Source organism: Acidovorax radicis N35, assembly GCF_000204195.1.
GTDB classification, from domain to species: Bacteria; Pseudomonadota; Gammaproteobacteria; order Burkholderiales; family Burkholderiaceae_C; genus Acidovorax; species Acidovorax radicis.
In genome coordinates this window covers 1-23152 of sequence record NZ_AFBG01000022.1, presented here as the reverse complement: position 1 = coordinate 23152, position 23152 = coordinate 1, and the positions used below count along the sequence as shown (strand labels likewise).

At 65.3% G+C, this 23152-nt stretch carries 16 protein-coding genes; 7 read left to right on the top strand and 9 right to left on the bottom strand.

Annotated features, from left to right (window positions below; genetic code table 11):
• Positions 1-252: 252 nt before the first annotated feature.
• The 7 genes from ARADN35_RS0120210 to ARADN35_RS0120180 form a co-directional block, all read right to left on the bottom strand.
• Complete coding sequence (locus ARADN35_RS0120210; RefSeq protein WP_010465428.1) at positions 253-4932, bottom strand: Ig-like domain-containing protein; 4680 nt, start codon at positions 4930-4932, stop codon at positions 253-255.
• A 282-nt stretch (positions 4933-5214) separates the two neighbouring features.
• The gene (locus ARADN35_RS0120205; RefSeq protein WP_010465426.1) at positions 5215-6396 is read right to left on the bottom strand and encodes an ABC transporter substrate-binding protein; all 1182 of its coding nucleotides are present in this window, start codon (positions 6394-6396) and stop codon (positions 5215-5217) included.
• Positions 6397-6405: 9 nt separating this feature from the next.
• Positions 6406-7254 carry a class I fructose-bisphosphate aldolase gene (locus ARADN35_RS0120200; RefSeq protein WP_010465424.1) on the bottom strand — a complete coding sequence of 283 codons (849 nt, stop codon included), beginning with the start codon at positions 7252-7254 and terminating at the stop codon, positions 6406-6408.
• A 57-nt stretch (positions 7255-7311) separates the two neighbouring features.
• Positions 7312-8316 (bottom strand): aldo/keto reductase, encoded by a 1005-nt coding sequence (locus ARADN35_RS0120195; protein ID WP_010465423.1) that lies wholly within the window; start codon positions 8314-8316, stop codon positions 7312-7314.
• Positions 8313-9347 (bottom strand): ABC transporter permease, encoded by a 1035-nt coding sequence (locus ARADN35_RS0120190; protein ID WP_010465421.1) that lies wholly within the window; start codon positions 9345-9347, stop codon positions 8313-8315. The genes ARADN35_RS0120195 and ARADN35_RS0120190 overlap by 4 nt, the downstream gene beginning before the upstream one ends.
• Entirely contained in the window at positions 9344-10861 is a 1518-nt protein-coding gene (locus ARADN35_RS0120185; protein ID WP_035198427.1) for a sugar ABC transporter ATP-binding protein, read from the bottom strand. Before ARADN35_RS0120185 ends, ARADN35_RS0120190 begins: the two co-directional genes overlap by 4 nt.
• 11 nt (positions 10862-10872) lie before the next feature.
• Complete coding sequence (locus ARADN35_RS0120180; protein ID WP_029414229.1) at positions 10873-11922, bottom strand: substrate-binding domain-containing protein; 1050 nt, start codon at positions 11920-11922, stop codon at positions 10873-10875.
• A 180-nt stretch (positions 11923-12102) separates the two neighbouring features.
• Between ARADN35_RS0120180 and ARADN35_RS0120175 the strand changes: the two genes are divergently transcribed.
• From ARADN35_RS0120175 to ARADN35_RS26630, 7 genes are all read left to right on the top strand, one after another.
• Positions 12103-13656 (top strand): FGGY family carbohydrate kinase, encoded by a 1554-nt coding sequence (locus ARADN35_RS0120175; RefSeq protein ID WP_010465415.1) that lies wholly within the window; start codon positions 12103-12105, stop codon positions 13654-13656.
• Entirely contained in the window at positions 13653-15434 is a 1782-nt protein-coding gene (locus ARADN35_RS0120170; protein WP_010465413.1) for a glycerol-3-phosphate dehydrogenase/oxidase, read from the top strand. Before ARADN35_RS0120175 ends, ARADN35_RS0120170 begins: the two co-directional genes overlap by 4 nt.
• A 1-nt stretch (position 15435) precedes the next feature.
• Positions 15436-16191: a GntR family transcriptional regulator gene (locus tag ARADN35_RS0120165; protein WP_010465411.1), complete on the top strand. Its 756-nt coding sequence runs from the start codon at positions 15436-15438 to the stop codon at positions 16189-16191.
• 557 nt (positions 16192-16748) lie between these two features.
• Entirely contained in the window at positions 16749-17348 is a 600-nt protein-coding gene (locus ARADN35_RS0120160) for a sigma-70 family RNA polymerase sigma factor (protein WP_035198430.1), read from the top strand.
• A 50-nt stretch (positions 17349-17398) separates the two neighbouring features.
• Positions 17399-19921 carry a serine/threonine-protein kinase gene (locus ARADN35_RS27055; protein WP_010465407.1) on the top strand — a complete coding sequence of 841 codons (2523 nt, stop codon included), beginning with the start codon at positions 17399-17401 and terminating at the stop codon, positions 19919-19921.
• On the top strand, positions 19918-21075 hold the full coding sequence (locus ARADN35_RS0120150; protein ID WP_159103203.1) for a glycoside hydrolase family 5 protein: 1158 nt from the start codon (positions 19918-19920) through the stop codon (positions 21073-21075). Before ARADN35_RS27055 ends, ARADN35_RS0120150 begins: the two co-directional genes overlap by 4 nt.
• A 2-nt stretch (positions 21076-21077) precedes the next feature.
• Positions 21078-22151: a glycoside hydrolase family 5 protein gene (locus ARADN35_RS26630; protein WP_040420268.1), complete on the top strand. Its 1074-nt coding sequence runs from the start codon at positions 21078-21080 to the stop codon at positions 22149-22151.
• A 204-nt stretch (positions 22152-22355) separates the two neighbouring features.
• On the opposite strand, the gene ARADN35_RS0120140 is transcribed toward ARADN35_RS26630, so the two are convergent.
• Together ARADN35_RS0120140 and ARADN35_RS0120135 are read right to left on the bottom strand one after the other, a co-directional pair.
• The gene (locus ARADN35_RS0120140) at positions 22356-22649 is read right to left on the bottom strand and encodes a hypothetical protein (RefSeq protein ID WP_010465402.1); all 294 of its coding nucleotides are present in this window, start codon (positions 22647-22649) and stop codon (positions 22356-22358) included.
• A gap of 82 nt (positions 22650-22731) precedes the next feature.
• On the bottom strand, positions 22732-23019 hold the full coding sequence (locus ARADN35_RS0120135) for a hypothetical protein (RefSeq protein WP_010465399.1): 288 nt from the start codon (positions 23017-23019) through the stop codon (positions 22732-22734).
• Positions 23020-23152: the final 133 nt, after the last annotated feature.

Below are 23152 nucleotides of genomic sequence, written 5' to 3'. Positions count from 1 at the left end.
AAAAAGCGTCTCAAAAACCGGGACAAAAACCTCTCTGAACCGGGTTCGGTGAGTCGCCTTGCGGGTTCGGCTCATCGATGGGTTGAACTGTACGCCTGAGGTGTTCAGAGAAAAACCATCTGGTCGCGAACTGACTGTTCCAGTTTTGGAAATATTGGCGCGGAACTGGAGCGCACAAAAAAAGCCCGCAGTCGCTTGGCGACTGCGGGCCTCGCAGGCCGGACCTTGGGGCGGCGCTGCAGCGCCGCCTGGTCAGGGCAACTGTGTCCAGTTCTGGTTGTTGCCGCCGTTGCAGGTCCAGGTGACCAGTGGAATATCCTGCGCCGTCGAGTTGTTGGGCACATCCAGGCAGGCCCCCGATGCGCGGTTGCGCAGCGTCGACCCCACCATGCTCCACTGCGCCGTGTTGCCCGTGCTGCAAGCCAGTTGCACCACACCAGCACCACTCGCAGCCGCGCTGTCCTGTGCCAGGCACAGGTTGCTGTGCCGCGCCACCAGTTGCACAAAACCGCCCGCCACGGTGCGCACCGTAAAGGTCTCGTTGGCCGCCGTGCCGCAAGGCCACTGGATCGCGACCACACCGCTGTTGGGTGACGCGCCGCGGATGTTGACGCACAGCGTGCTGTGGGCCGAGCGCAGGCGCGTGGTGAAGTCCGTCGCCGTATCCAGCGAGCGCACGTACTCGGTCAGCGCCTGCCTGTCGGCAGCAGGCAGGCTGCCGGCATTGCCGTGGCCCCCCGCCATTACATCCAGCACGCTCGCCTTCTGGCCGTTGTGCAGGTAGGACTTGGCAGCCCAGCTGCCGATCAGCGTGGGCGTATCAAAGCCCAGGCCGGCCAGCGGCTGGTTGCCGCCCTTGCCGGACGATGGCTGGATCGTGCCCACGTCATGCCGCAGCCCGTCGGTGAGCGTCCCGCCCGCGTGGCAGCTGGCGCAGTTGGCACTGGCAAACAGGGTCTGCCCGCGTGCCGCCTCTACCGTGAGATTGCCGTCGGCCGCACGCGCCGGGCTGCGCATGTACTTGTTCAGCGAAGTAAGGTAAGCCGCGAGGTCGTCGAGCTGCGCATTGCGCCCGGCCTTGGGCGCGCCCAGCGGGTCGGACGTGGCTGCAAAGTCGGCGTCGCTCAAAAAGCCCGTGCCCCCAAACGCGCTGCGCATGTCGTTCTCGAAGTCCTGCACCTCGTCGAAGTTGGCGCTCCAGTGCAGCTTGCCGTGGCCCAGGCCGCTCCGGCCCTGCAGGCTGATGGTGCGGCGCAGGCCCTCGCCACGTTGGGTGAAGTCCCACACCATGCCGTCGTCGCCGCCATCGGCGTGGCAGCTTGCGCACGACATGTAGTTGTCCTTGCTCATGCGCCGGTCGGCCGCGTTGTAGAACACCTGCTTGCCGCGCAGTGCCGCGGCCGCCAGGGGCTCTTGCGCCACCGTGGCCACGTTCTGCACAAAGACCGCCGCCGCGCTGCGCGATGCCAGCACATCGGCCACGTCGTGCACGGTGACTGAACGCGCGAGGAAGTTGTTCACGAACAGCCGCTTGCGCGAGGCATCCAGGTACAGTCCGTGCGGCGCGCTGCTGGCATTGATCTCGCCGCGCACGGCGCGGGTGTAGGCATCGACGATGGCGATGTTGTTGCCCTCCATCTGCGCGACAAACAGGTAGTCGCCCACCGGGGAATACAGGGCCGCACGCGCCGGTGCCCGGTCGTCGAAGTCGATCTGCTCGGCCAGCAAATGCGTGCCCTGCGCCAGGTCGACCTGCGAGAGGATGGAGCGCACGGTCTGGTCGTGTGGCAGGTCGTTGCCGTCGCGAAAGCGCCCGCGCACGATGTTGTCCTTCTTGCCCGGCAGCACCGCGCGGCCGCCGTCGGGCGAGATCACCACCTGGCTCAGGTAGTTGGCCACGCCGCGCGAGCTGTTCTCGGTGTCAACCGTGGTGGTGTCCACCGGAAGCGCAATCGTGGACACCAGCGCCATGCTGTTCAAGCCCACCTTGTGCAGCTGCCCACCCGTCATCCTGGACTTGAAGCGCGTGATGTACGCCGTCTGCGAATCGGCCGCCACGGCAATGCCGCGCAGATCGCCTTCCAGCGCCAGCGTGCCCGTGGTGTTGCCGTTGGCGGGGTCGAAGGCAATGAGCGTGGACTTGCTCTCCAGCGTCAGCAGGCCCTTGGCGCCGTTGGGCGTGAAGGCCACGCCGTACGGCCCGCTGCCGTAGGCCAGCGTGATCGTGGTCGAAATGCTGCCGTCCGCGGGGTTCAGCGCCACCAACTTGTCCTCGCCCTGCACCGTGACCCAGATGCGGCCATCGGGTGCGCGCGCCAGGGTTTTGGGTTCGTCGCCCACACGCGTTTCCCAGCGCTTGGCCAGCGACACCGCATCGATGGCGGCCACCGTGCCGCTGTCCGGGTTCACCGCATACACGCTGTTGGCGTCGCCCACGATGTTGCTCGAATGCGTGGGCGCGGTGGCGGTCGCCGGGAAGACCACGGTCACGTTGTAGGTGTAGAAAGTCTCCCGGCCCGCAGCATCGCGCACCGTCAGGGTCACGGTGTAGTGGCCCGGGCGGTTGTAGGCGTAGATGGCATTGGCCTGGGCTGAGAAGTTGGTCTGCGTGCCGTTGCCAAAATTCCACCGGTAGGTGAGGCCCGTGCCGCCGCCCAGGCGGGTTGGGTCGAAGGTCAGCTGCCCATTGACCAGCTGCGGGGAACCGCTTACGGCAACGTCGCCAATGATGGCCTGCGAGCGCAGTTGCGCCACGTCGGCATCGCTGAGCACGCGGCCATAGACCCACACGTCGGCCAGGCTGCCGCGGAAGAAGTCGGCATTGCCCTGTATCTGCCCGAGCAGCGTGAACTTGTTGGACAGTCCCTTGGTCCCGGTGAGCCCGGTCGAGCTGGTCTTGGTGCCGTCGATGTACACCGTCTGCGCGCCCGACGCGGCGTCGCGTGTCATCACCACATGGTGCCAGGCGCCATCGTTCACCGGGGCGGTGGAACGTGTGCCGGGGTTGTTGGCCGCGACGTTGCCCACCGACAGGTTCACGCGCCCGGTGTTGTCGAGCCAGCCCCAGAACACGTCGTCGGCGCCGTTGGCCTGGTCGCGCCCAAAAATGCCCGGCGCGGTCCAGGGGTTCGCCGAGCCTGCCTGTGTCGTCTTCATATAGAACGCAACTGAGGCCGTGCCGCCCAGGGCAGTGGCCAAGCTGTCGTTCTTGAGCGCGACGCCGCCGGTGCGTTGCGCAAAGTTCAGGCCCAGGCCCTCGAAGCGGTCGGCCGCCGAGGCCGTACCGTTGTTCGCACCGATCTCATCGGTCAGCGCGCTGGTCAGCGGCCAGTGGTTGCTCAGGCTGATGTCGGTGGCGTTGCCGGTGTGGAAAACAGCCCTGTACTCTGTAGCGATGCCGTTGCCCGCATAGTCCTTCACTCCTCCGGCCGTCAGCAGAATTTCGTAGCTGGTGCCAGCTGCCAGGGGCTGTGCAGGGTGGAAATTAATGATGCCCAGCTGCACGCTGTAGGTGCCGGCCAGTGTGTTGCCGTTGACCGGCCGCACGATGAAGGTGCTGGCGGTCACGCTCTCGGGCAGGATGCTGTCGGTGAGGCCCACACCGATGCGCGAGGTTAGTGCCTGTTGCTTGGCGCCGTTCGTGGGCGATGTCTGCTTGACGGCGGGTGGCGTGGTGTCGCGCGCCGTCTGGTGCACGATGAAACCGCTGCCCGAACCGTGGTCGTTGCCGATGAACAGCAGGTTGCCCATGGGCGCGACCTGGCCGTGGTCGGAGTGTGAGTAGTCAGGATGGTTGGTGGCGAACAGACTGCCCTGGCCTACCTCGACGTGGTTGAGCGGGTTGCTCACGTCCACCTTGTGCACCTTGAACTGCGCGCCCTGGAACACGTAGTGGTCCTGCGTGCCGCAGTACAGCTGCTCGTCGATCACGAGCCGGTTGTCTTCCACCACGAACTGTGTACGGTCGGACAGGTCATAGCTGTACATCTTGGCGCCATTGCCGCGTGCTGATGCGTGCAGGTTTTTGCCATCAAAACAGGTGGCGTAGTAGTTAGGGTTGGAGCCCACGGTGTCGAGCACCTTGGGGTTGAGCGGGTCGGAAATATCCAGGCTGGCAAAGCCATCGGTGTTGTCCATCGAGGTCAGCACCATGTGGTTGCCCATGGTGAAGATGGGCCCCACACGAAAACCGCCCAGTTCGCCCGTGGGCACGGGGTTGGGCTTGCCGGCGCCGCGGTTGGCGATCACGGCGTTGACCGGGTCGCTGGCGTCCACGATGTATACCCCGTCGTTGGCAGAGGCCACATACAGATACGGCGCCTGCCACCACAGCTGCCAGGCCACGTTGGCGTAGTCGCCACCGTTCACGGTGGGTAGCGCCAGCTTCTTGACCTGCTGGATGTTGTTGATGTCGGTGAAGTCCCAGAACTCGACGCCCTTGATGCTGGGCACCACCACGTATTGCTTGCCGCCGATCTTCGCGGTGCCGAAGGAGTGTGCCTCGCGGAACTCTTTGGTGCGCCCCTCGGGCTCGTAGATCTTTTTTACCAGAACGATGGCGCGCGGGTTGGACACGTCGTACAGCAGAAAGCCCCCAGGGCCTAGCCCGCTGTCCGGCGCAAAAGACGTGAGGAAGTAGCCGTTGAGCATGATGCCCACGTTCAACCCGTAGTCCTTGCGGCCCGGGTAGGTGGCCGGCACATCGCCCGAGGCGCGGGTGATCATGGAGACCGGCTTGAAGAGCTCGGCCGAGGTGTAGGTGAGGTTGCCCAGGCCCGGGCCCTGCAGCGCCAGCGTCGCCTCGCCGGCCCGCGTGACCGTGGTCACCATCGTGTTCAAGGTGGTCATTGGGCTCACGCCCGTGATCGCCGCGTGGGTCATCAAGGTGGCGAACGGCAGCAACAGCGCCAGCAAGTAGTACCGGATCTTCATCGTTGTCTCCTGGTTAGGGTGGGGCCTCGTGGGACCTTTTTTTCTCGGTCTTTCCGACAGGCCGCTGTAGGTCGAGCCCACGCAAACACGCGCAGGCGCTCCCGGCCGATGGCGCGTGTGCCACCGGCCGCAGGGCTCTTCTTTTTCTTTCTTCTCCCTCGCTCCCTCTCTTCTTGTTTTCTTCTCACCCATCGGCGGTGGCGGGACAGGCCCACGGTGTGCCTGTTACGGCACCGGTCGCCAGGGGCGCCCAGGACCAGACGGCCGGGCGCGCTGGGGGACTTACTTCTTTCTTTGCACGAACAGGTTGCGGCGCGCATCCTCGGGATAGGCGAAGGTGACGGCGGAATTGCGCACCAGCCCGACTACCAGCATGTTCTGGCTGATGGCCTCCTTGTCCTCTGGCGAAAAGGGCTTTTCGTACGTGGCAACCACTCCGTAGAAGACGCGGGGAATCGTCTCCAGCGCGTGCTTGACTGCCGGGCCACTCAGGTCGCCGTTGTGGATGCCGAGCAAGGCGTAGGTCAGCAGGTAAGTCGCGTCGTACGCCTGGGCCGCTGCCATGGGCACGCGGATGCGCGACATGCTGAACTTGCGGGCATAGGTGCTGAGGAAGGCGGCGCGGCGCTCGTTGCTCGGCTCGGCAATAAAGGTCTGCGCCATGAGCGAGCCTTCCGCGCCGCCATACGCGCCGTCGATGTAGTTCGGGAAAGAGAGGGGCCAGGCACCGACCTGAGGGACTTTCCAGCCCAGGGTCTTGCGGCCGTTGGCAATGGTGGCGGCCTCGGGGCCCACGGCGTAGCTCAGGATGACGTTGGCGTGGGCTGCCCTGGCCTCGGCCAGCTGCGCCGTCACATCCTTTGCACTGGCTGCGACGCGCGCTACGTACACGGGTTTGACGCCCTGTTGCGCCAGGGCTTGCGTGACGTCGTTCAAGCCGGCACCGCCGTAGTCCGTGGTGTCGGCAAACACAGCCACCCGGCTCCAGCCGCGCTTGAGAATGTCGTCGACGATGAACGACGCCTGGATCGCATCGCGTGCGGCGGTGCGAAAGATGAAACTCTGCGCCGGGGGCACCTTGGTGGTGAGCAGCGTGCCCGTGGCGCACGGGATCACCAGCGGCACCTTCGCTTTCTGGAAGACGTCCACCACCTTCATGCCCACGCCGTTGTCGCAGACACCGATAGTGGCCACCACCTTCTGGGCCACCAGCTCTTTGGCGGCCGCCAGGCCCTTTTCGGGGTCGGCGAAGTCGTCCTTGATGTCGAGTTCCAGCGGGCGCCCCAGATAGCCGCCCACCGCATTGATCTCGTCCACTGCCATGCGGATGCCGTTGAGCATGGTGGTTCCCACATCGGCCGAACCGCCGGTGAAGGGGCCGATCACCCCGATACGCACCGGCGTACCCTGTGCCAGTGCGCCCGCCGAAAACAGCGCTGCTGCAAGGATCCAGGGCGTTTTCATGGGGGGGGGTCAGGCCGGCGTGGATTCGTACTGGTGCCAAGCCTCGGCAGCGCTGGCGCCGCGGTGGATCATGGACATCAGCGCATTCACCACCGCCGAGGGGTTGGCGTGCTGGTACACGTTGCGCCCGTAGACCATGCCGGACGCGCCCTGGTCCATGAGCACGCGCGACCGCGCGAACACCTGCTGCAGGTCTTCCCGGCCGCCGCCGCGCACCAGCACAGGGCAGCGCGCGGCCTGCACCACGCGGTGGAAGTCCGTGGGGTCGGTGGTCGGGTCGGCCTTCACGATGTCGGCGCCCATCTCGCGCGCCAGGCGGACCAGGGTGACGATCTTCTCGGCGTCGCCGTCGACCATGTAGCCGCCCTGGTCGCTGTGCGGGCGCATCACCAGCGGCTCGATCATCAGCGGCATGCCGTAGCGGTCGCAGTCGGCGCGCACGCGCGCGATGTTGGCCACGCACTGGCGGAACAGATCGGGCTCGTTGGGCAGCATGAACAGGTTGACCACCACACAGGCGGCGTCGCGCTGCACGGCGGGCAGGACCGGGTCGTGCTCGTTCTGCAACACGGCCCACATCACGCGGTGGGCGGTGGCGTTGTAGGGGTTGCCCATGTCGATGCGCATCACCAGCGCGGGCTTGTCGCGGCCCGGGCGGTCCTGCAGCAGGTCGGCCTGGCCGTAGTTGAGCTGGATCGCATCGGGCCCGGCGGCCACGAGCTTGTCCATCACCTGGGGCATGTCCTCCAGGCCATTGAGGAACGAGGGTTCGTTGCAGACGCCGTGGTCCAGCGCGATATCCAGGCAACGCCCGTTGGTGAGCAAACGGTTCAGGCGCGCGGTCTTGTCCTTCGACATACGAAGAGGTCCTTGTGAAATTTGAGAAAAGCGGGTGAGAAGGAGGAGCTGGAGATGTCAGCCCAGCGCACGCAGGTGGCGGGCCGCAGCATCGTCGATGCGCTGCACGGCCTCGCGCGGGATGTCGATGGCGCCGGCCGCAGCGTTCTCGACGGCTTGCTGGCGCACGCGGGCACCACACAGCGCGACCGACACGTTGCCGCTGGCCACCGTCCAGGCAATCATCAGTTGCCCGAACGAGCAGCCGATCTGGTTGCGCACGGGTTCAAGCTCTTCAAAAAATGCCTTGAGCTTGGCGCGGTTGGCCGTGCTGAAACGCGGGTTGGTGGCGCGCTGGTCGTCGCCGGTGAACTCGCGCGCCGGATCGATGGGGCCGGCCAGCAGGCCCAGCGCCAATGAGGAATAACCGAGCATCGCCACGTTGTGTTGGCTGCACAGGGGCGTTAGCGTGTGCTCGATCTCGCGGTCGATCAGGCTGTAGCGCTCCTGCGCCGCGTCCACCGGGCCATAGCGCAGGTATTCCGACAGCGTCTCGGCGCTCACATTGCTCACGCCGATGGCGCGGATTTTTCCCTGCTTCTTGAGGGTGAGCAGCGCGTCCATGGTTTCCTCGACCGGTGTGGTCGCGTCCTGCCAGTGCGTGATGTAGAGGTCGATGTAGTCGGTCTGCAGGCGCTTCAAGCTCTCCTCGGCCTCATGAAAGATCGACTCCCGGCCCAGGTAGCGATACACGGGGTGGCCGTCTTCATCAAAGAAGTGCGTGCCCTTTTGGGTGTGCCACACCAGGCCACATTTGGTGGCGATCACGGCCTCGTGGCGCCGGCCCTTGAGGGCTGCACCGACGATGTTTTCGGAGGCGCCCAGACCGTAGGCGGGCGCGGTGTCGATCAGCGTCACCCCGGCGTCGAGCGAAGCGGCAATGGCCTCGGTGGCAGCAGCGCTGTCCTGCCCGCCCCACATCCATCCACCCATGGCCCAGGTTCCGAGGCCAATGGCCGAGCATTCGATGCCCGAGGGCCCGAGGGTGGTGGTCTTCATCTCTGCGTTCAGCACGGCATTCATCGCTTGGTCTTTCGGGTGTTCATGAGGTGGTCAATGGTCACGGCGGCCAGCAGGATCAAACCCTTGATCACGTCCTGCCAGTAGGGCGATACGTCGAGCAGGATCAGCGAGCTCGTGACCACCGAGAGCAGCGCCAGGCCCAGCACGGCGCCCAGCACCGTGCCCGAGCCGCCCTTGAGGCTGGCGCCACCGATCACGGCTGCCGCAATCACGTTGAGTTCCATGCCCACGCCAAAGGTGGGCGTGGCTGCGCCGAAGCGCGCGGTGTAGATCACGCCGGCGAGGCCGGCCGAGGCTGCGCACAGCACCGTGACCCAGAACTTCACATGGCCTATGCGGATGCCGGAGTACAGCGCCGCCTTCTCGTTGCTGCCGGTGTAGAACACGCGGCGCAGCAGGCTCGCGCGGCGCAGCACGAAGTCGCTGACCACCACGATGGTGAGGAAGATCAGGATCACCGCCGGAATGCCAAACAAAGTGCCCTGGCCGATGAACTTGAACTCGGCGGGCAGCGAGAACAGCGACTGGGGCGTGCCCTGCGTGAGCGCAAGGCACAGGCCGCGCACGATGACCATGAAGGCCAGCGAGGCGATGAAGTGGTTGAGTCCAATGCGCACCACGCAGCCGCCAATCATGGCGCCGATGAGCGCGCTGGCGGCAATCGCGATGAGCCCGGCCGTCCACGGATCGAACCCCATCAGGAAAAGCTTGCCCGTGACCACCATGGCAAAACACACCACGGAGCCGACTGAAAGGTCGATGCCGCCAACGATCAGCAAGATGGTCATGCCCACCACCACGATGCCCTCGATGGAGAACGACAGCAGCATGGCGCGGATGTTGTCCCACGTGAGGAAATACGGCGACGCGAAGCTCATGCCCACGCACAGCGCGACGATGATGACCAAAAGGCCCATCTCGCGCATGCTGGTGAGCTTGGTGCCGCCGGGTTTCCCGGGCCCTCCCGGGGCCTGGCGCGGGGGCTGCAGGCCGGCCACGATGCCGGCGTCAAGTTGTGCGGGGTGATTCATGCCATCTCCTCTTGTCGTTCCAGTCCAGAGGCCAGCCGCAGCAGGGCCTCTTCGGTCATGTCTTTGCCTTGCACCTCGCCCGCGATGCGGCCGTCACGGATCACCAGGGCCCGGTCGCACAGCCCGATGATCTCGGGCAGCTCCGAGGAGATGACCACCACGCCCACGCCCTGGCAGGCCAGGTCTCTGAGGATGTGGTGGATCTCTGACTTGGCGCCCACGTCCACGCCGCGCGTGGGTTCGTCCATCAGTAGCACCGCCGGGTTGGTGGCCAGCAGCTTGGCAATGGCCACCTTCTGCTGGTTGCCGCCCGACAGGCTGGCCACTTCGATCTGCACGCCGTCGGACTTGAGCTTGAGGCGCGCGCCCAGCTCCTGCGCCAGCCGGTGCTCGGCCGCGCGCTGCAGCAGGCCGAATCGCGAGCTCACGCGCTGGAGCGCCATCGCCGCGATGTTCTGAGCGATGGGCAGGTCCAGGTACACGCCTGCGGCCTTGCGGTCCTCGCTGAGATAGGCGATGCCGGCGCGCAGCGCGTCGCTGTATTTGCGGACGGTGAGTGGCTTGCCGCGCAGCCGCACGCTTCCACCCGTGGCAGGGCGCAGGCCACACAGGGTCTGCGCCAGTTCGCTGCGCCCGGCGCCCATGAGCCCGGCGATGCCCAGAATCTCACCGCGCTGCAGGGTGAAGGACACGCCGTGCACCCGCTCGCCGTCAGCCAGGTCGGCCACTTCGAGCACATGCTCGCCGCGGTCGGCATCCTGCTGCTTGGGTGGGTAGTAGCTGCCCAGGTCGCGGCCGACCATGCGGCGCACCAAGTCGTCAGCGTTCAACTCGGCCAGCGGGCCCGAATGCACATTGCGTCCGTCGCGCAGCACGGTCACGCGGGTGCAGTGCGCAAAAATTTCGGCCATGCGGTGGCTGATGTAGATGATGCCGATGCCCTGATCCTTGAGGTCGTGCAGCACGCGAAACAGCGCTGCCGACTCGTTGTCGGTGAGCGCGGCCGTCGGCTCGTCGAGGATCAGCACCTTGCAGTCGAGCGTGAGTGCCTTGGCGATCTCGATCAGCTGCTGGCTGGAGATGGAGAGATCACTCACCCGGGCAGCGGGGTCGATGTCCTGGCCCAGGCGCGCCAGCACCTTTGCGGCCCGTGCATTGAGGCTGCCGTAGTCCATCCACGCCTGTTTGCCGGCGTTGATCTCCGACATGAAGATGTTTTCGGCCACGGTGGCGTCGCCGCACAGGGCGATCTCCTGGTGCACCAGGCCGATACCCAGGCGCATGGCCTGGGCCGGACCATCGATGGCCACCACCTGGCCGTCGAGCACGATCTCGCCCGCGTCCGGTTGGTGGATGCCATCAATGATGTTCATCAGCGTGGACTTGCCCGCGCCGTTCTCGCCGCACAGGGCATGGATCTCGCCCCTGTGCAGCGAAAAATCCACGCCCGAGAGCGCATGCGCAGCGCCGAAGCGCTTGCTGATGCCGCGCAACTCGAGCAATGAAGAGCCCATGGCGTTGCTGCTCACTCGTTGATGCCCTTGGTACCGCGGCGGGTGAGGTACTTGTCCCAGTAGAAGTCGTCGGCGTTGGCCTTGCTGACCACCGCCAGGCCGTTGTCCAGGAAAGGCACGGCCATGGGGTTGGCGCCGTTGCGCTTGGCGTCGTTCATCGGGTCGATGAGGCCGGGGTTTTTGGCCAGGAACAACATCATCATCCCCATGTAGCCCTGCATGCCCTGGTTGGGGTTGATCGCGCCGAACACGTCGCCGGACTTGATCATGTCCAGGATCTTGGCGTTCACGTCGCAGCACATCACCTTGATGTTTTTCTTGGACTCCACCTTGGCCTGCGCCGCACCCAGTGCCGAATTGGCCTCGGGCATGAACAAGGCCCCCAGGTTGGGGTTGGCTTGCACCAAGCTCTGCATCGCCTGGTAGGCCTTGTTGGGGTCCTGATTGCTGGCGGCGCGGCCCACCAGCTTCATGCCAGGGTGCTTGGTCTTCATGCGGTTGACAAACGCGGCGATGCGGCGGTCATGGTTGTCCTGGCCAGGGTTCTCCAGCACGGCGAATTCGCCCTTGCCACCCATCGAGGCCGCAATGGCGTCGGCGGCCTGCGCACCCTCGCGGTCATTGTCCGACGTGATGAACGACGTGCGCTTGGAGTTGGGCGAATCGGCCGCGAACGTGACCACCGGGATGCCCATCGCGGCAGCGCGGTTGATGGGCTCGATGAACGGGTCGGGGTTCATGGGGTGCAGCAGGATGCCGGCGGGCTTGCGGGCCAGTTCTTGCTCAAACGACGCCAGCTGCTTGTTCACGTCGTACTCAGGCGTGCCGGTGTAGCGGGTCTTCACGCCCAGCGTGCGACCGAGCTGCTTCATCATTTCGTAGACCGGAAACCAGTACTCCACACCCGAGACCATCACGTTCATCACGTAGACGTCGCTCGCGTTGCCGCGCAGGCCAGCACCCGCTGCGGGTGCGGCGGCTGCCGGTTGCTGCGCGAAAGCGGTGGTACCGGCCAGACCGATACCGGCAGCGGCCGCGGACTTCAAGAAATTACGCCTCATGTTTTGTCTCCTCTTTGTTGAGTGGCACAGCTTGCGATGCTGCTCATTGACAGCAGCGTCGGGTTCTTGGTGTCACGACAGTTGTTATGACAGGTAGAATGTAATCATGGATCGATTCACCAGCTAGTTAGGGGAAACACTACTGGAACTATCGCCTGATCCGGCAGAAGCTGTTATGACATGAAGACCAACATACTCATCGGCATCGACCTGGGGTCGAGCAGCCTCAAAGCCCTGGCCCTGGAGGCCGCGAGCGGCCGCACCGTGGCCCTGTCCCGCATGCCCCTGCTGCACAACCGCCTGCCTGGCGGTGGGTGCGAGGTGCCCGCCTCCGTGATCCGCTCAGCCCTGGCCACCGTGCTGCGCGACGTGTCGCACCAGCTAGGCAACCGCGTGGGCGATGTCCGCGCCATCGGCTGCACCGGCCACGGCGCGGGGCTGTACGCGCTGGGCACTGACCAGGAACTGGTGGGCGGCCGGGCCGTGGCCTCGACCGACCAGCGCGCCGACGCGCGGGCGCAGTCGCTGGCGCGCAGCCATGGCGAGCGGCTGCTGGCCGACGTGGGCTGCCAGCCCTGGCCGGGCCAGCCCACCGTAATTGCGGCCGAGCTGCTGGGCAGCGATGCCGTGCGCAGCGGCGCAGTGCAATGCCTGATGTTTGCCAAGGACTACATCGGCTTTCTGCTCACGGGCGAGATCGCCACCGATGCCAGCGATGTGAGCACGGCAGGGCTGCTTTCGCTGGCCACGGGGACCTGGTCGCCTACGGCGTTTGCCGCCTCGGGCATTGCAGGCTTGTCATCGCAGGCTTTTGGGCCGCTGGTGCCCAGCGGCAAGCCCATCGGCACGGTGCAACCCCTCGCGGCCGCGGAGCACGGCCTGCCCGCGGGCATCCCCGTGGCCATGGGCGCAATCGACCTGCTGGCCTCGATGACCGCCATCTGCGCCGAAGAACGCGGCCGCGCCGTATCGGTGCTGGGCACATGGTGCGTCAACGCCGTCATCGGCCCGGTGATGGAGCCACAGCCTCGCGTGGCTGGCACCGTCAACTTCGGCCCCACCAACCGGCGCCTGTACATGGAGAACAGCCCCTCGTCGATGGCCAACATCGCCTGGCTGGCCGGTGTGCTGGGGCTGCCGGATGCGCGGGCGGTGGTCGACCTGGCGATGTCCGTGCCGCTGGGCGCGGGCGGACTGCGCTTTTTGCCTTTCGTGAACGGCGGTGGCGGTGTCACTGCGGGGTTTGTCGGCCTCAAGAGCCACCACACGCGGGGCGACATGGCCCGCGCGGTGGTCGATGCCACGGCGGCGCTGCATGTGCGCCACACGGCGCGCCTGGCGGCGGCGGGGCTTGCGGTGTTGGAGTCCACCATCCTGGGCGGCGGCGCGAGCGACACGCGCCTGGTACGCCTGCTGGCCGGCCTGCTCGGGCGGCCGGTGGAGCGTTGCGCCGACGATGAGACCGGTGCGCGCGGCGCGGCGATCTACGCAGCGATGTCGCGCGGTATGGATACGGAGCCTTTGCGCGCGCCCTGCGACACGGTCGAACCCGATGCCCGCCAGGCGCGGGCCCATGCGGACTACAACGCTGCCTTCAACGAATTGATTGACACCATGGCGCCTGTGTTTGGCCACCTGGCGGGCAGCGCAGCCCCGCCGCCGTTGCCGCAGCCACAGCAAGAAGCCCCGCAGCGCGCGGCCGCCCCCGCGCCCAGCGTGGAGGTGTTGCCATGAACAGCGCCAGCAGCTTCCCCCCATCGCCCTTCGTGCGCCCGGCCGCCGTGGCGGGCCGGCATTTCTCGACCGTGATCGTCGGCGCCGGCATCAACGGCGTGGGCGTGTTCCGAGATCTTTCTTTGCAGGGCGTGGACTGCCTCATCGTCGACAAGGGCGACTTCAGCGCCGGTGCCAGCAGCGCGCCTTCGCGCATGATCCACGGCGGCCTGCGCTATCTGGAGAGCGGCAGCTTCTCATTGGTGGCCGAGGCCACGCGCGAGCGCAACCTGCTGCTGCGCAACGCGCCGCATCTGGTGCAGCCTTTAATGACCGTGGTGCCGCTATCGAGCTTTTTTGGCGGGTTGATGAGCAGCGCACTCAAGTTTTTGGGCCGCGCACCGCCCCAGCGCACGCGCGGCCTACTGGCGGTAGCCACGGGGCTGCGCCTGTACGACCTGCTGGGCCGGCGCCAGCGTGTGATGCCCAACCACCGCATCGGCCGCGTGCAGCCTGCGGACCGCCTGCTGTTTCGCACGGCGGTGCGTTGGACGGCCACCTTCTTTGACGCCTGGATCAGCCACCCCGAATGGTTGGTGCTGGAGCTGATGCGCGACGCCTGCCGCGACGAGCCGCGTTCGGCCGCCACCAACCACTGCCGCGTGACAGGCTGCGCGGGCAAAACGATCACGCTGCGTGATGAGATCACGGGCGAGGTCGTGCAAGTCACCGCTGACAGCGTAGTGAATGCCAGCGGTGCGTGGCTGGACCGCAGCACCGCGCTGCTTGGCGGCCCCGGCCCGCGCGTGATGGGCACCAAGGGCTCGCACTTGGTGCTCGACCACCCGGCGCTGCGCGACGCACTGAGCGGGCGCATGGCGTACTTCGAAGCGCTTGACGGGCGCGTGTGCATCGTCTACCCGTTCCTCGGCCGCGTGCTGGTCGGTTCCACCGACATCCCCGTGGACGACCCGGACCAGATCAACACAGAACCGGCCGAGGTGGACTACCTGCTCGAGGTGCTGGGCGAGGTGTTTCCCAACCTGGCCTTCGGCCGCCGCGACGTGGTCTACACCTATGTGGGCGTGCGGCCGCTAGCGCGCTCGGACGCCGACAAGCCGGGACAGATCTCGCGCGACCATTCGGTGGTGATCGACCCTCCCTCGCCATTGCGCGATATCCCGGTCGTGGGTCTGGTGGGGGGCAAGTGGACCACCTTTCGCGCGCTGGCCGAGGAGGCAACCGACGAGGTGCTGCGCCTGCTGGCGCGCGGGCGCAGGGCTTCGACCCGGCAGCTGCCCATTGGCGGTGGCACGGACATGCCGCAGGGTGCGGAAGCAACGGAGCGCTTCATCGACCGTATCGCCCAGGATTCCGGCCTGGGCCGTGTCCGCGCCCAGGCACTGCTGCGCCGCTACGGCACCCAGGCCTTGCGCATGGCCCAGCATTTCAAGGTGGCCGGCGACGTGCCGCTGCAGCATGCACCCGACTACTCGGCGGCGGAGGTGGCCTGGCTGTGCACCGAAACCGGCGTGATCCACCTCGACGACCTGGTGATCCGGCGCACGCTGCTGGCCATTCGCGGCCTCGTCACGGACGCGGCGCTGGCCGAAATGGCGGGCAACGCCGCACAGGCGCTGGGTTGGGATGCGGAGCGCGAACAGCAGGAACTGCACAATTGCACCACCGCACTGCGCGAGCGCCATGGCGTGCGCCTGGCCCCCGCAGTCCCCGATTCCGATGCAACGCTGGCTTTCCATGCATCATTGACCAAGCACCCGGCCCTGAGCCCGACCTGACGTGAATTCACCGACCGAACTCCAGCCCCTGCTCGACCGCAACTCCGAATCGCCCCTGTGGGCGCAGTTCCGCGATGCCCTGCGCCTGCAGATACTGCAGGGCGAACTGGCCATTGGGGCCAAGCTGCCCTCCGAAGCGGAGCTGGGCGAGCAGTTCGGCATCTCGCGCATCGTGGTGCGCGAGGCCCTGGCCGATCTGGTGCGCAACAACCTGATCTACAAGATCAAGGGCCGCGGTGCCTTTGTCGCGGCGCGCGAGCGCGACGAGGATTTCGTCTCCACCGTGCTCGGCTTCTCCGACGAAATGGAGCGCAAGGGCCGCTCGGTGCGCACCCAGGTCCTCGTGCAACAGCTGCGTGACCCCACACCACAGGAGATCAGCGCGCTGGGGCTCACGGACGACACCCAGGTGGTCGCGCTCAAGCGGCTGCGCAGCGTCGACGGTGAACTGCGCCTGCTGGTGGAAACCGTGGTGCCCGCGGACCTCGCGCCCGGCCTGCACCGCATGCGCCTGGACGACCGCTCACTGTACGACGTGCTGCGCCGCCAGTACGGCGTGCGCCTGGTGCGCGCCGAGCGCTGGATCGACGCCGTGCTGCCCGACGCCGAGACCTGCACGCTGCTGCAGCTGGAACACCCCGAGCCGCTGCTGCGCATAGAGTCCATCGCCTATGGCGCCAATGGCCGGCGCCTGGAGTACTACAACGCCTTGCACCGCTGCAAGTCGAGCCGCCTGCATGTGCAGACAACGACATAGGAGACTGTGCGGAGTTCATTTTTTAGCATCCCATGGTTGTGGCCGAAATTCCATGACTCGAAAATTTCAGTGCTCCATCGCGCTGTGTATCACCCGCAGCCCATGAAACCGGCGCGGCTGCTATCGGAGGCTACGGTGCAAAGACGGCCGTGTCGCTCTGGTGGCGTCTCCCTTCCTGCTGCGAGAGAAGTCATCCCATGCGAATGATGGCCTTGGTTATGGGTGCAATAGCTCTGGCATGTCTTGGCGCTGCCCTTTGGCTGCTCGCCGCAGCCGCTGGGCTCTACTGGGGGCCTGAGTACGCTCCTGGTTCCGCTGGCATGCCTGGCTACAAGGCTGCAGGTGTGGAGGCCGATGGAGGTGGAATCTTCTTTCCAGGCTTTCTTGTCCTTGCAGTCGGTGTTTTTCTGGGCAAGTTCGCGCTTAATCTGTGGCGCAAGCCCTAGGCTTGTTGAGGGCCGCCCCGGCAGGCTGCGGCTTTGAAGGCCTCAAATCGTGATCGAGAAAAGAGGGCTGAAAACACCCCTATGATCGCGCCGAACAAATCCGGGTTCGCCATGCCAACGATTGCCTTGTCCCATCCTCCTATTACGCAGCTACTGAATGCCTGGTCCGAAGGGAAGGACCAGGCGTTGGAGAAGCTGGTCCCGCTGGTCTACGCAGACCTGAAACGCATCGCCCAGTTTCACATGCGGGGAGAACGCGACGACCATGTGCTGCAGAGGACCGCACTGGTGCACGAGGCCTTCATGCGACTGGGCGAGCAACGCGGCAATGCGTGGTCCTCGCGCAGCCAATTTTTTGGCTGGATGTCCACGTTGATGCGGCGCATTCTTGTGGACCATGCCCGGAGCCGCGATGCGATGAAGCGTGGCTTTGGCGCCACGGACAAGAGCCTGGATTCCATGCAGGAGGAATCGCCCGACGAAATGCTGACTTGCCCCTCGAGCGACCAGTGGCAAAGCCTGCTGCACCTCGACCAGGCGCTGGTGCGCCTGGAGCAACTGGATGCACGGCAGGGCCGGGTGGTGGAATTGCGTTTTTTTGGTGGCTTGTCGGTGGAGCAGACCGCCGAGGCGCTGAAAGTGTCCGAGGCCACGGTCAAGCGGGAGTGGTCCACAGCGCGCGCCTGGCTGCTGCGTGAACTGAACCCGTGACTGGTGTGGCGGAGCGGGGCACTGCAGCGCAAGCATTGCGCTGGCAGCGCATGAAGGTCATCCTGGCCGACGCGCTGGAGCTGCCTGCCGAGCAACAGCAGGCGTTTTTGCAGCGGCAAGCAGGGGATGCCGAAGAACTTCTGGAGCTGCAAGCCCTGAGTGCCGCAGGCCATGCGGAGAGCCGACTTCTCGATGCCGGCTCCGGCGTGTTCCTGGCGGAGGCAGTGGCTTCCCGGTTCGGGGCCGGTTGGTTGGGGCGCGAGGTAGGCCGCTACCGTCTCGTCGAACTGATTGCCCGCGGAGGGATGGGGCAGGTGTATCGCGCAGAACAGCTGGACGGATCCCCGGGCCCGGATGTTGCCGTCAAGCTGATGCGCGACGGCCTGGCGGACGGGGCCTTGGCATCGCGCTTTCTGGCAGAGCGCCAGATACTGGCCAGACTCGAACACCCCCATCTGGCACGACTGCTGGACGGTGGTGTTGCCGACGGTGTGCCGTACCTGGTGATGGAGCTGGTTCGGGGGGTGCCGATTGACGTCTATTGCAGGCATCACGAATTGACGCTGGTCCGGAGAATCGAACTGTTCAGGACCCTGTGCCATGCCGTGCACTATGCGCATGGACAGGGTGTCGTCCATCGGGATTTGAAACCGGACAACGTACTGGTCACCGATCAAGGGGACGTCAAGCTGGTCGATTTCGGTATCGCCAAAAACCTGGGCGATCCACTTGTGGCAGGCACGGCCACCACGGTACGGGTCATGACCCTGGCATGTGCCAGCCCTGAGCAGGTGCGGGGCCAGAAAATCACGCCCGCCAGCGATGTGTATTCGCTCGGTGTACTCCTGTACCAGCTGCTGACGGGGCGGACTCCTTATCGGCTGGATGACTGCGCCGACGATCTGGAGGTGCGCAAGGCGATCTGTGAGACCCCACCCCTTCGTCCCAGCCTGGCCACCGCCGGTGCCGTTCGCCGAGCGCTCAAAGGGAGTCTGGATGTGGTGGTAATGAAGGCGCTGAGCAAAGAACCTGCGCAACGCCATGCGAGCGCGCAAGCGCTCTCCGAGGATTTGCGCCGCTATATGGAAAGCCTGCTGGCGGGGGCACAGCGACAGAGGCTTGGGCGTACGGCCAGCTTTGCCCATCGCAACCCCCGGGTGTGGGCAGGGGCATGGGTGGCAGCCGTTCTGATGGGACTTGGGGGGCTGTGGTGGGGTTGGCATGCCTGGTCTGAGGCAACCCGCAAGGCAAGCGTGGAGATGCAGTTGCTCACCAGTGCCCGCAACGGGCTTGAAGCGGTACTGGTGCGGATGGAGGCAGAGCAAGAGCCATTGGGCTCTGCCCAAGGGCAGCAGGCGCTGGTCCGGTTGGCCCTGGACCAAGTGAGTGGGCTGGCAGCGAAGGCCACTGGTGCCGACGCTGCATTGCATGCCGAGTTGGGGCGTTCCCATCTGCGCATTGCGCGGGTGCAGGGCGGACCACAGGGTGTGCATCTGGATGACCGTGCCGGTGCGATGCGAAACTATGGTGCAGCGGTTGCGGCGGTGGATCGGGCCGTGCACCTGGGTTTGACTGGGAAAGCGCTGCGCCAGGCGCGCCATTCCAGAGCCGCAGCCCGCGGCGCATGGGCGCGCCTGTTGGCACAGGAGGGCCGGCCACAGGAAGCACGGGTGCTGGCTGGCCAGGCCTTGGTCGAGGCGCGGGAGGTCAGCCAGGAGGATCCCAGCTCCTGGGAGGGGCGCTGGTTATTGGCCAGCACGCAGTTGGATATGGCCCACACCCTCAGCCTGAAAGAAGAGGGGCCAGCGATGGAGGATTCCCTTCAATCTTCTCGGGACCTGCTGGAGTTGATGCATGAGGAGCGTCCTTCAGATGGGATGGTGGCCCAGGCGCTGGCGGACAACCACGTGCGGCGTGGTCAGCGTTTCTTGCACGCCGATCTGCCAGCCGTACGCAGTGTGGAGCAGGCGGCAAGTGCTTTCGAAAAAGGACGTGGGCTGCTGGAAATACTCCTGCAGGCACAACCGCGCAGTGTTCACCTGCAGCTGGACCTGGCGCTGGTACATCGCCACCTGGGCGAAGCACTGTGGCGGGCCGGGAGGAGTGCTGATGCCTTGGTAAGCGGCCTGCGTGCACAGGACTTACTGCACACCTTGTGGAAAGGTGCTCCAGACCAACGCCTGTTGCAGTTGCATTGGGCAGAGGCCTCCCAGTCGCTTGGAGAACTCCTGTTGGCCGTTGGGTCGGCCGACCGGGCTGTGCAGGCCTTGGCCCCAGCGGTCTTGGCCCTGGACGCTCTGGAGCCGGGCCTTTCCGGCGATCGCAGGGGGCAGCTTCGGCATGCTTCCTCCCGTTATGCCTTGGGCAAGGCGCTGATGGAGCGGACCCCAGCGTCCGCCAATGCGCTTGCCGACCCCATCCCACCCGATTGGTCGCTGGCATGCAATCATTTTCGGCGGAGCCTTGAGCGGCTCCAACCCATGCAACCACGCTGGACAGGGGACCCACTGCTGCCTGACACCACACGTGTCCTTGAGATGCAACAAGTGCTTCACACATGCCCGAGCGCGTGAAACCTGTGCGTATGCTGGACAAGCCGCACTCCGTACTGCGGGGGGCTTTCCAGGCGCTGCTGTGCTCCATGCTGCTCTTGTGCGCGACGGCGTCACTGGCAAGTGCCCAGGCGGATCGTGCGTCCATTGGATCAGCCCCTGTCTTCCCGCCGCTGGGGGTGGAGCGCGGGGCGTCCCGCAAGGCCTGGGCCGCTGCGGCTGCATTGTCACGCGGTGTCAACCTGGCTGTCTATGCGGCCCCGCGCGAGGGCGACTGGGGACTGCGCATGGACGAGCAGTGGATCGAGACGCTCGCCAAAGCCGGCTTTCGCAGCGTGCGCCTCTCAGTGCGCTGGAGCAACCATGCTTCTGCAGGGCCGCAAGCTGTTCTCGACGAGGCGTTTGCCCGGCGCATTGACCGTGTGGTGGAAGCCTTGCTGGCCAACGATTTGCGGGTCGTGATGAACATGAGCTTCTACAGCCAGCTCAACGGCTGGGCCTTGCACGAAGGGGAAACCCCCGTGGCTGCGGCCGTTGTCCGGACACGCTTCGTCAATATCTGGAGGCAGCTGGCACAGCGCCATGCCCATCGCTCCGACCGCTTGCTGTTCGAGTTGTACAACGCACCGCAGGGAGATGCGCAGGAGTGGAACCGCCTGGCTGCAGTGACCGTGGCCGTGATCCGGCAAAGCAATCCCAGCCGGATCATTGTCATCGCACCCATGCGTAACGATGCTGCGAATCTGCCGTACCTGTCATTGCCCCGTGATGCCCACCTGATGGTCACGATCCACAACCGCGAACCGCAGACGTTCACAAGCCAGGGCTCTCCCTGGTTTGCAGGTTCCGAGGAATGGCTGGGAACCCCGTGCTGCAACGAGCGGCAGCGCCTGGAGCTGGCGCGCAACCTGGATCGCGCCAAAGCATGGTCCGATGTGCACCGCTATCCCGTCTGGCTTGGGTCTTTCGGTGCGGCCAGTACGGCGCCCATGGACTCGCGGGCCCGCTATCTTCGCCAGATGCGCGACGCGGCGGAAGCCCGTGGCATGTCCTGGTCGCATGCAGATTTTGCAGCCAACTTCAATGTGCAGGATCCACCCCTGGACTCGGGTATCTACGACGTGGTGAAGCGCCAATGGCATCGCTCCCTGCTGGATGCGCTGCTGGGGCCTTGAACATGGTCCTGATTCCTTCTTCCTGGGCACGCTGGGGTTTTTTGCTGGCGATGCTTTGGTGTGGGGTCGGGCACGCACAAGCACCACTGCCTTCCGGCTCGCCGCCGTATCCGCTGGGGACGCAGTCGGGTGCTTCGCGGCAGGCATGGGTGGCAGCCGCCGCCTTGTCGCGGGGAATCAGGATCGACGCCGCGCTGGAAACCTCCACCTCGCTTTCGGAGAGCAGTTCCACTGCCGAGACGATTGCCAGGGCCGGGTTCCGGACGGTGCGGTTGACGGTGCCGCAGTCCTCGCTGCATGCAGCCTGGATGGTGGAGCCAGGCCAGGAATCGCGTCTCGCCTTGCTGGACGAAACCATCGAAGCGCTGCTCGCACGGGGGCTGCACGTGGTGCTCGGCGTGCAGGATGGTGGTACGGAGCACGCAGGCAGCCCGCAGATGCGGGAAGAGAGCTTGTCAGCCGCGCAGGCCAGGCATCGCCAGTCCGTGCTGATCTGGCAGCACCTGGCCCGGCGCTATGCCAGCCGTCCCCAGCGATTGTTGTTTGAAGTCTCCTTTGCGCAGGGCGCTGCCAGCACGCTGAAAAACAGGCAAGCAACGTCACTCTTGAAAGCCATTCGCAAGAGCAATCCAACGCGGGTCCTGGTGCTGGGCTGGGCCGATGCCATTGGCCTGCCCCAGTTGGAGCTACCAGGCGACAGGCACCTCATTGTGGGCATCACCCATGTCGAGCCGTTTCGTTTCACCCGCCAAGGGGTTTCCGGTATCTCCGGGGCTGAGCAGTGGCGTGGAACGACCTGCTGCAGCGCCCAGGAACTGCAGTTGATGGCTTTGCCACTGGATATTGCAAAAACCTGGTCACTGGAAAACAGGTACCCCGTATGGGTGCGGGATTTTGTGTCCTACCAGGACATTCCCGTCGAACTTCGTGCTCGCCACGCCCGCCTGGTGCGCCAGGCCGCCGAGGAGCGCGGGTTTTCCTGGGTGTATGGAGATTTTTCTGCTGGTTTCGGTATCTACGAAACGGCTTCCCGTGTGTGGAAAATGCCGCTGCTTCAGGCGCTGCTAGGGCCATAGGGCTTGGAGGTGTGCACCAACAGGTGTTCTTCTATTTTGGGACGACAGCCAGCGGCGCGCGCCCCAAAAAAAAACGGGCTCCCACATGGGAGCCCGTTTTTATGCATGCAATCGTCGTTGCACGTCGTGTGTGGGGAAACACTTCCACATGGTGGCGACATTCACGACTGTGAAATGCCACCACCACGGGAAGGCCCGCATTCTTTACATGGCGCTGAATTCGCCAGAAGAGATCTGGCCCGTGCGCAGGGCTTCAGCAGCCTGGGCACGCACCGCAGCACGGTCAGCGGTGGACTTGTAGGTCACCACACGCGAGCCAGCAGGCTCGATGGAGCGGGTCTGTGCCACGGTAGCGGCTTCAGCAGCCACTTCAGCGCGGGTGCGGTTCGTGTCGAACTTGGTGGCGAACTGCGAAGCATCGGCTTCGTCAGCCTGGGCACCGAAAGAAGCGAAAGCGGCCACGGCGGCGATAGAGAGGAAACGTGCGGTCTTGTTCATGGTGAAACTCCAGTGAAATTCAAAAAATGGGGACGAGGTACTTGGGAATACGAAAACGTGTGAACCGTGGATTCAACAAGAATCAACCACGCTCACCCGAAGGGATCTGGCCGGTGCGCACAGCATCCGCAGCCTGGCTGCGCACAGCAGCGCGGTCAGCGGTGGACTTGTAGGTCACCACACGCGAACCAGCAGGCTCGATGGAGCGGGTCTGTGCCACGGTAGCGGCTTCAGCAGCCACTTCAGCGCGGGTGCGGTTCGTGTCGAACTTGGTGGCGAACTGCGAAGCATCGGCTTCGTCGGCCTGGGCACCGAAAGAAGCGAAAGCGGCCACAGCGGCGATGGAGAGGAAACGTGCGGTGTTGTTCATGATGAAAATCCTTGAAGTTAAAAAAAGCGTCTCAAAAAAAACCGGAACAAAAGAGCGAGAGAGGAAAGCTGCTTCAAACCGGGTTCGGTGAGTCGCCTTGCGGGTTCGGCTCATCGATGGGTTGAACTGTACG

Excerpts from the sequence above, each read along its gene's own strand:
- ARADN35_RS0120195 (WP_010465423.1), bottom strand. The coding sequence starts at position 8,316 with ATGAATGCCGTGCTGAACGCAGAGATGAAGACCACCACCCTCGGGCCC.
- ARADN35_RS27055 (WP_010465407.1), top strand. The coding sequence starts at position 17,399 with ATGAAGGTCATCCTGGCCGACGCGCTGGAGCTGCCTGCCGAGCAACAG.
- ARADN35_RS0120180 (WP_029414229.1), bottom strand. The coding sequence starts at position 11,922 with ATGAGGCGTAATTTCTTGAAGTCCGCGGCCGCTGCCGGTATCGGTCTG.
- ARADN35_RS0120190 (WP_010465421.1), bottom strand. The coding sequence starts at position 9,347 with ATGAATCACCCCGCACAACTTGACGCCGGCATCGTGGCCGGCCTGCAG.
- ARADN35_RS26630 (WP_040420268.1), top strand. The coding sequence starts at position 21,078 with ATGGTCCTGATTCCTTCTTCCTGGGCACGCTGGGGTTTTTTGCTGGCG.
- ARADN35_RS0120210 (WP_010465428.1), bottom strand. The coding sequence starts at position 4,932 with ATGAAGATCCGGTACTACTTGCTGGCGCTGTTGCTGCCGTTCGCCACC.
- ARADN35_RS0120135 (WP_010465399.1), bottom strand. The coding sequence starts at position 23,019 with ATGAACAACACCGCACGTTTCCTCTCCATCGCCGCTGTGGCCGCTTTC.
- ARADN35_RS0120200 (WP_010465424.1), bottom strand. The coding sequence starts at position 7,254 with ATGTCGAAGGACAAGACCGCGCGCCTGAACCGTTTGCTCACCAACGGG.
- ARADN35_RS0120170 (WP_010465413.1), top strand. The coding sequence starts at position 13,653 with ATGAACAGCGCCAGCAGCTTCCCCCCATCGCCCTTCGTGCGCCCGGCC.
- ARADN35_RS0120175 (WP_010465415.1), top strand. The coding sequence starts at position 12,103 with ATGAAGACCAACATACTCATCGGCATCGACCTGGGGTCGAGCAGCCTC.
- ARADN35_RS0120205 (WP_010465426.1), bottom strand. The coding sequence starts at position 6,396 with ATGAAAACGCCCTGGATCCTTGCAGCAGCGCTGTTTTCGGCGGGCGCA.
- ARADN35_RS0120185 (WP_035198427.1), bottom strand. The coding sequence starts at position 10,861 with ATGGGCTCTTCATTGCTCGAGTTGCGCGGCATCAGCAAGCGCTTCGGC.
- ARADN35_RS0120140 (WP_010465402.1), bottom strand. The coding sequence starts at position 22,649 with ATGAACAAGACCGCACGTTTCCTCTCTATCGCCGCCGTGGCCGCTTTC.
- ARADN35_RS0120160 (WP_035198430.1), top strand. The coding sequence starts at position 16,749 with ATGCCAACGATTGCCTTGTCCCATCCTCCTATTACGCAGCTACTGAAT.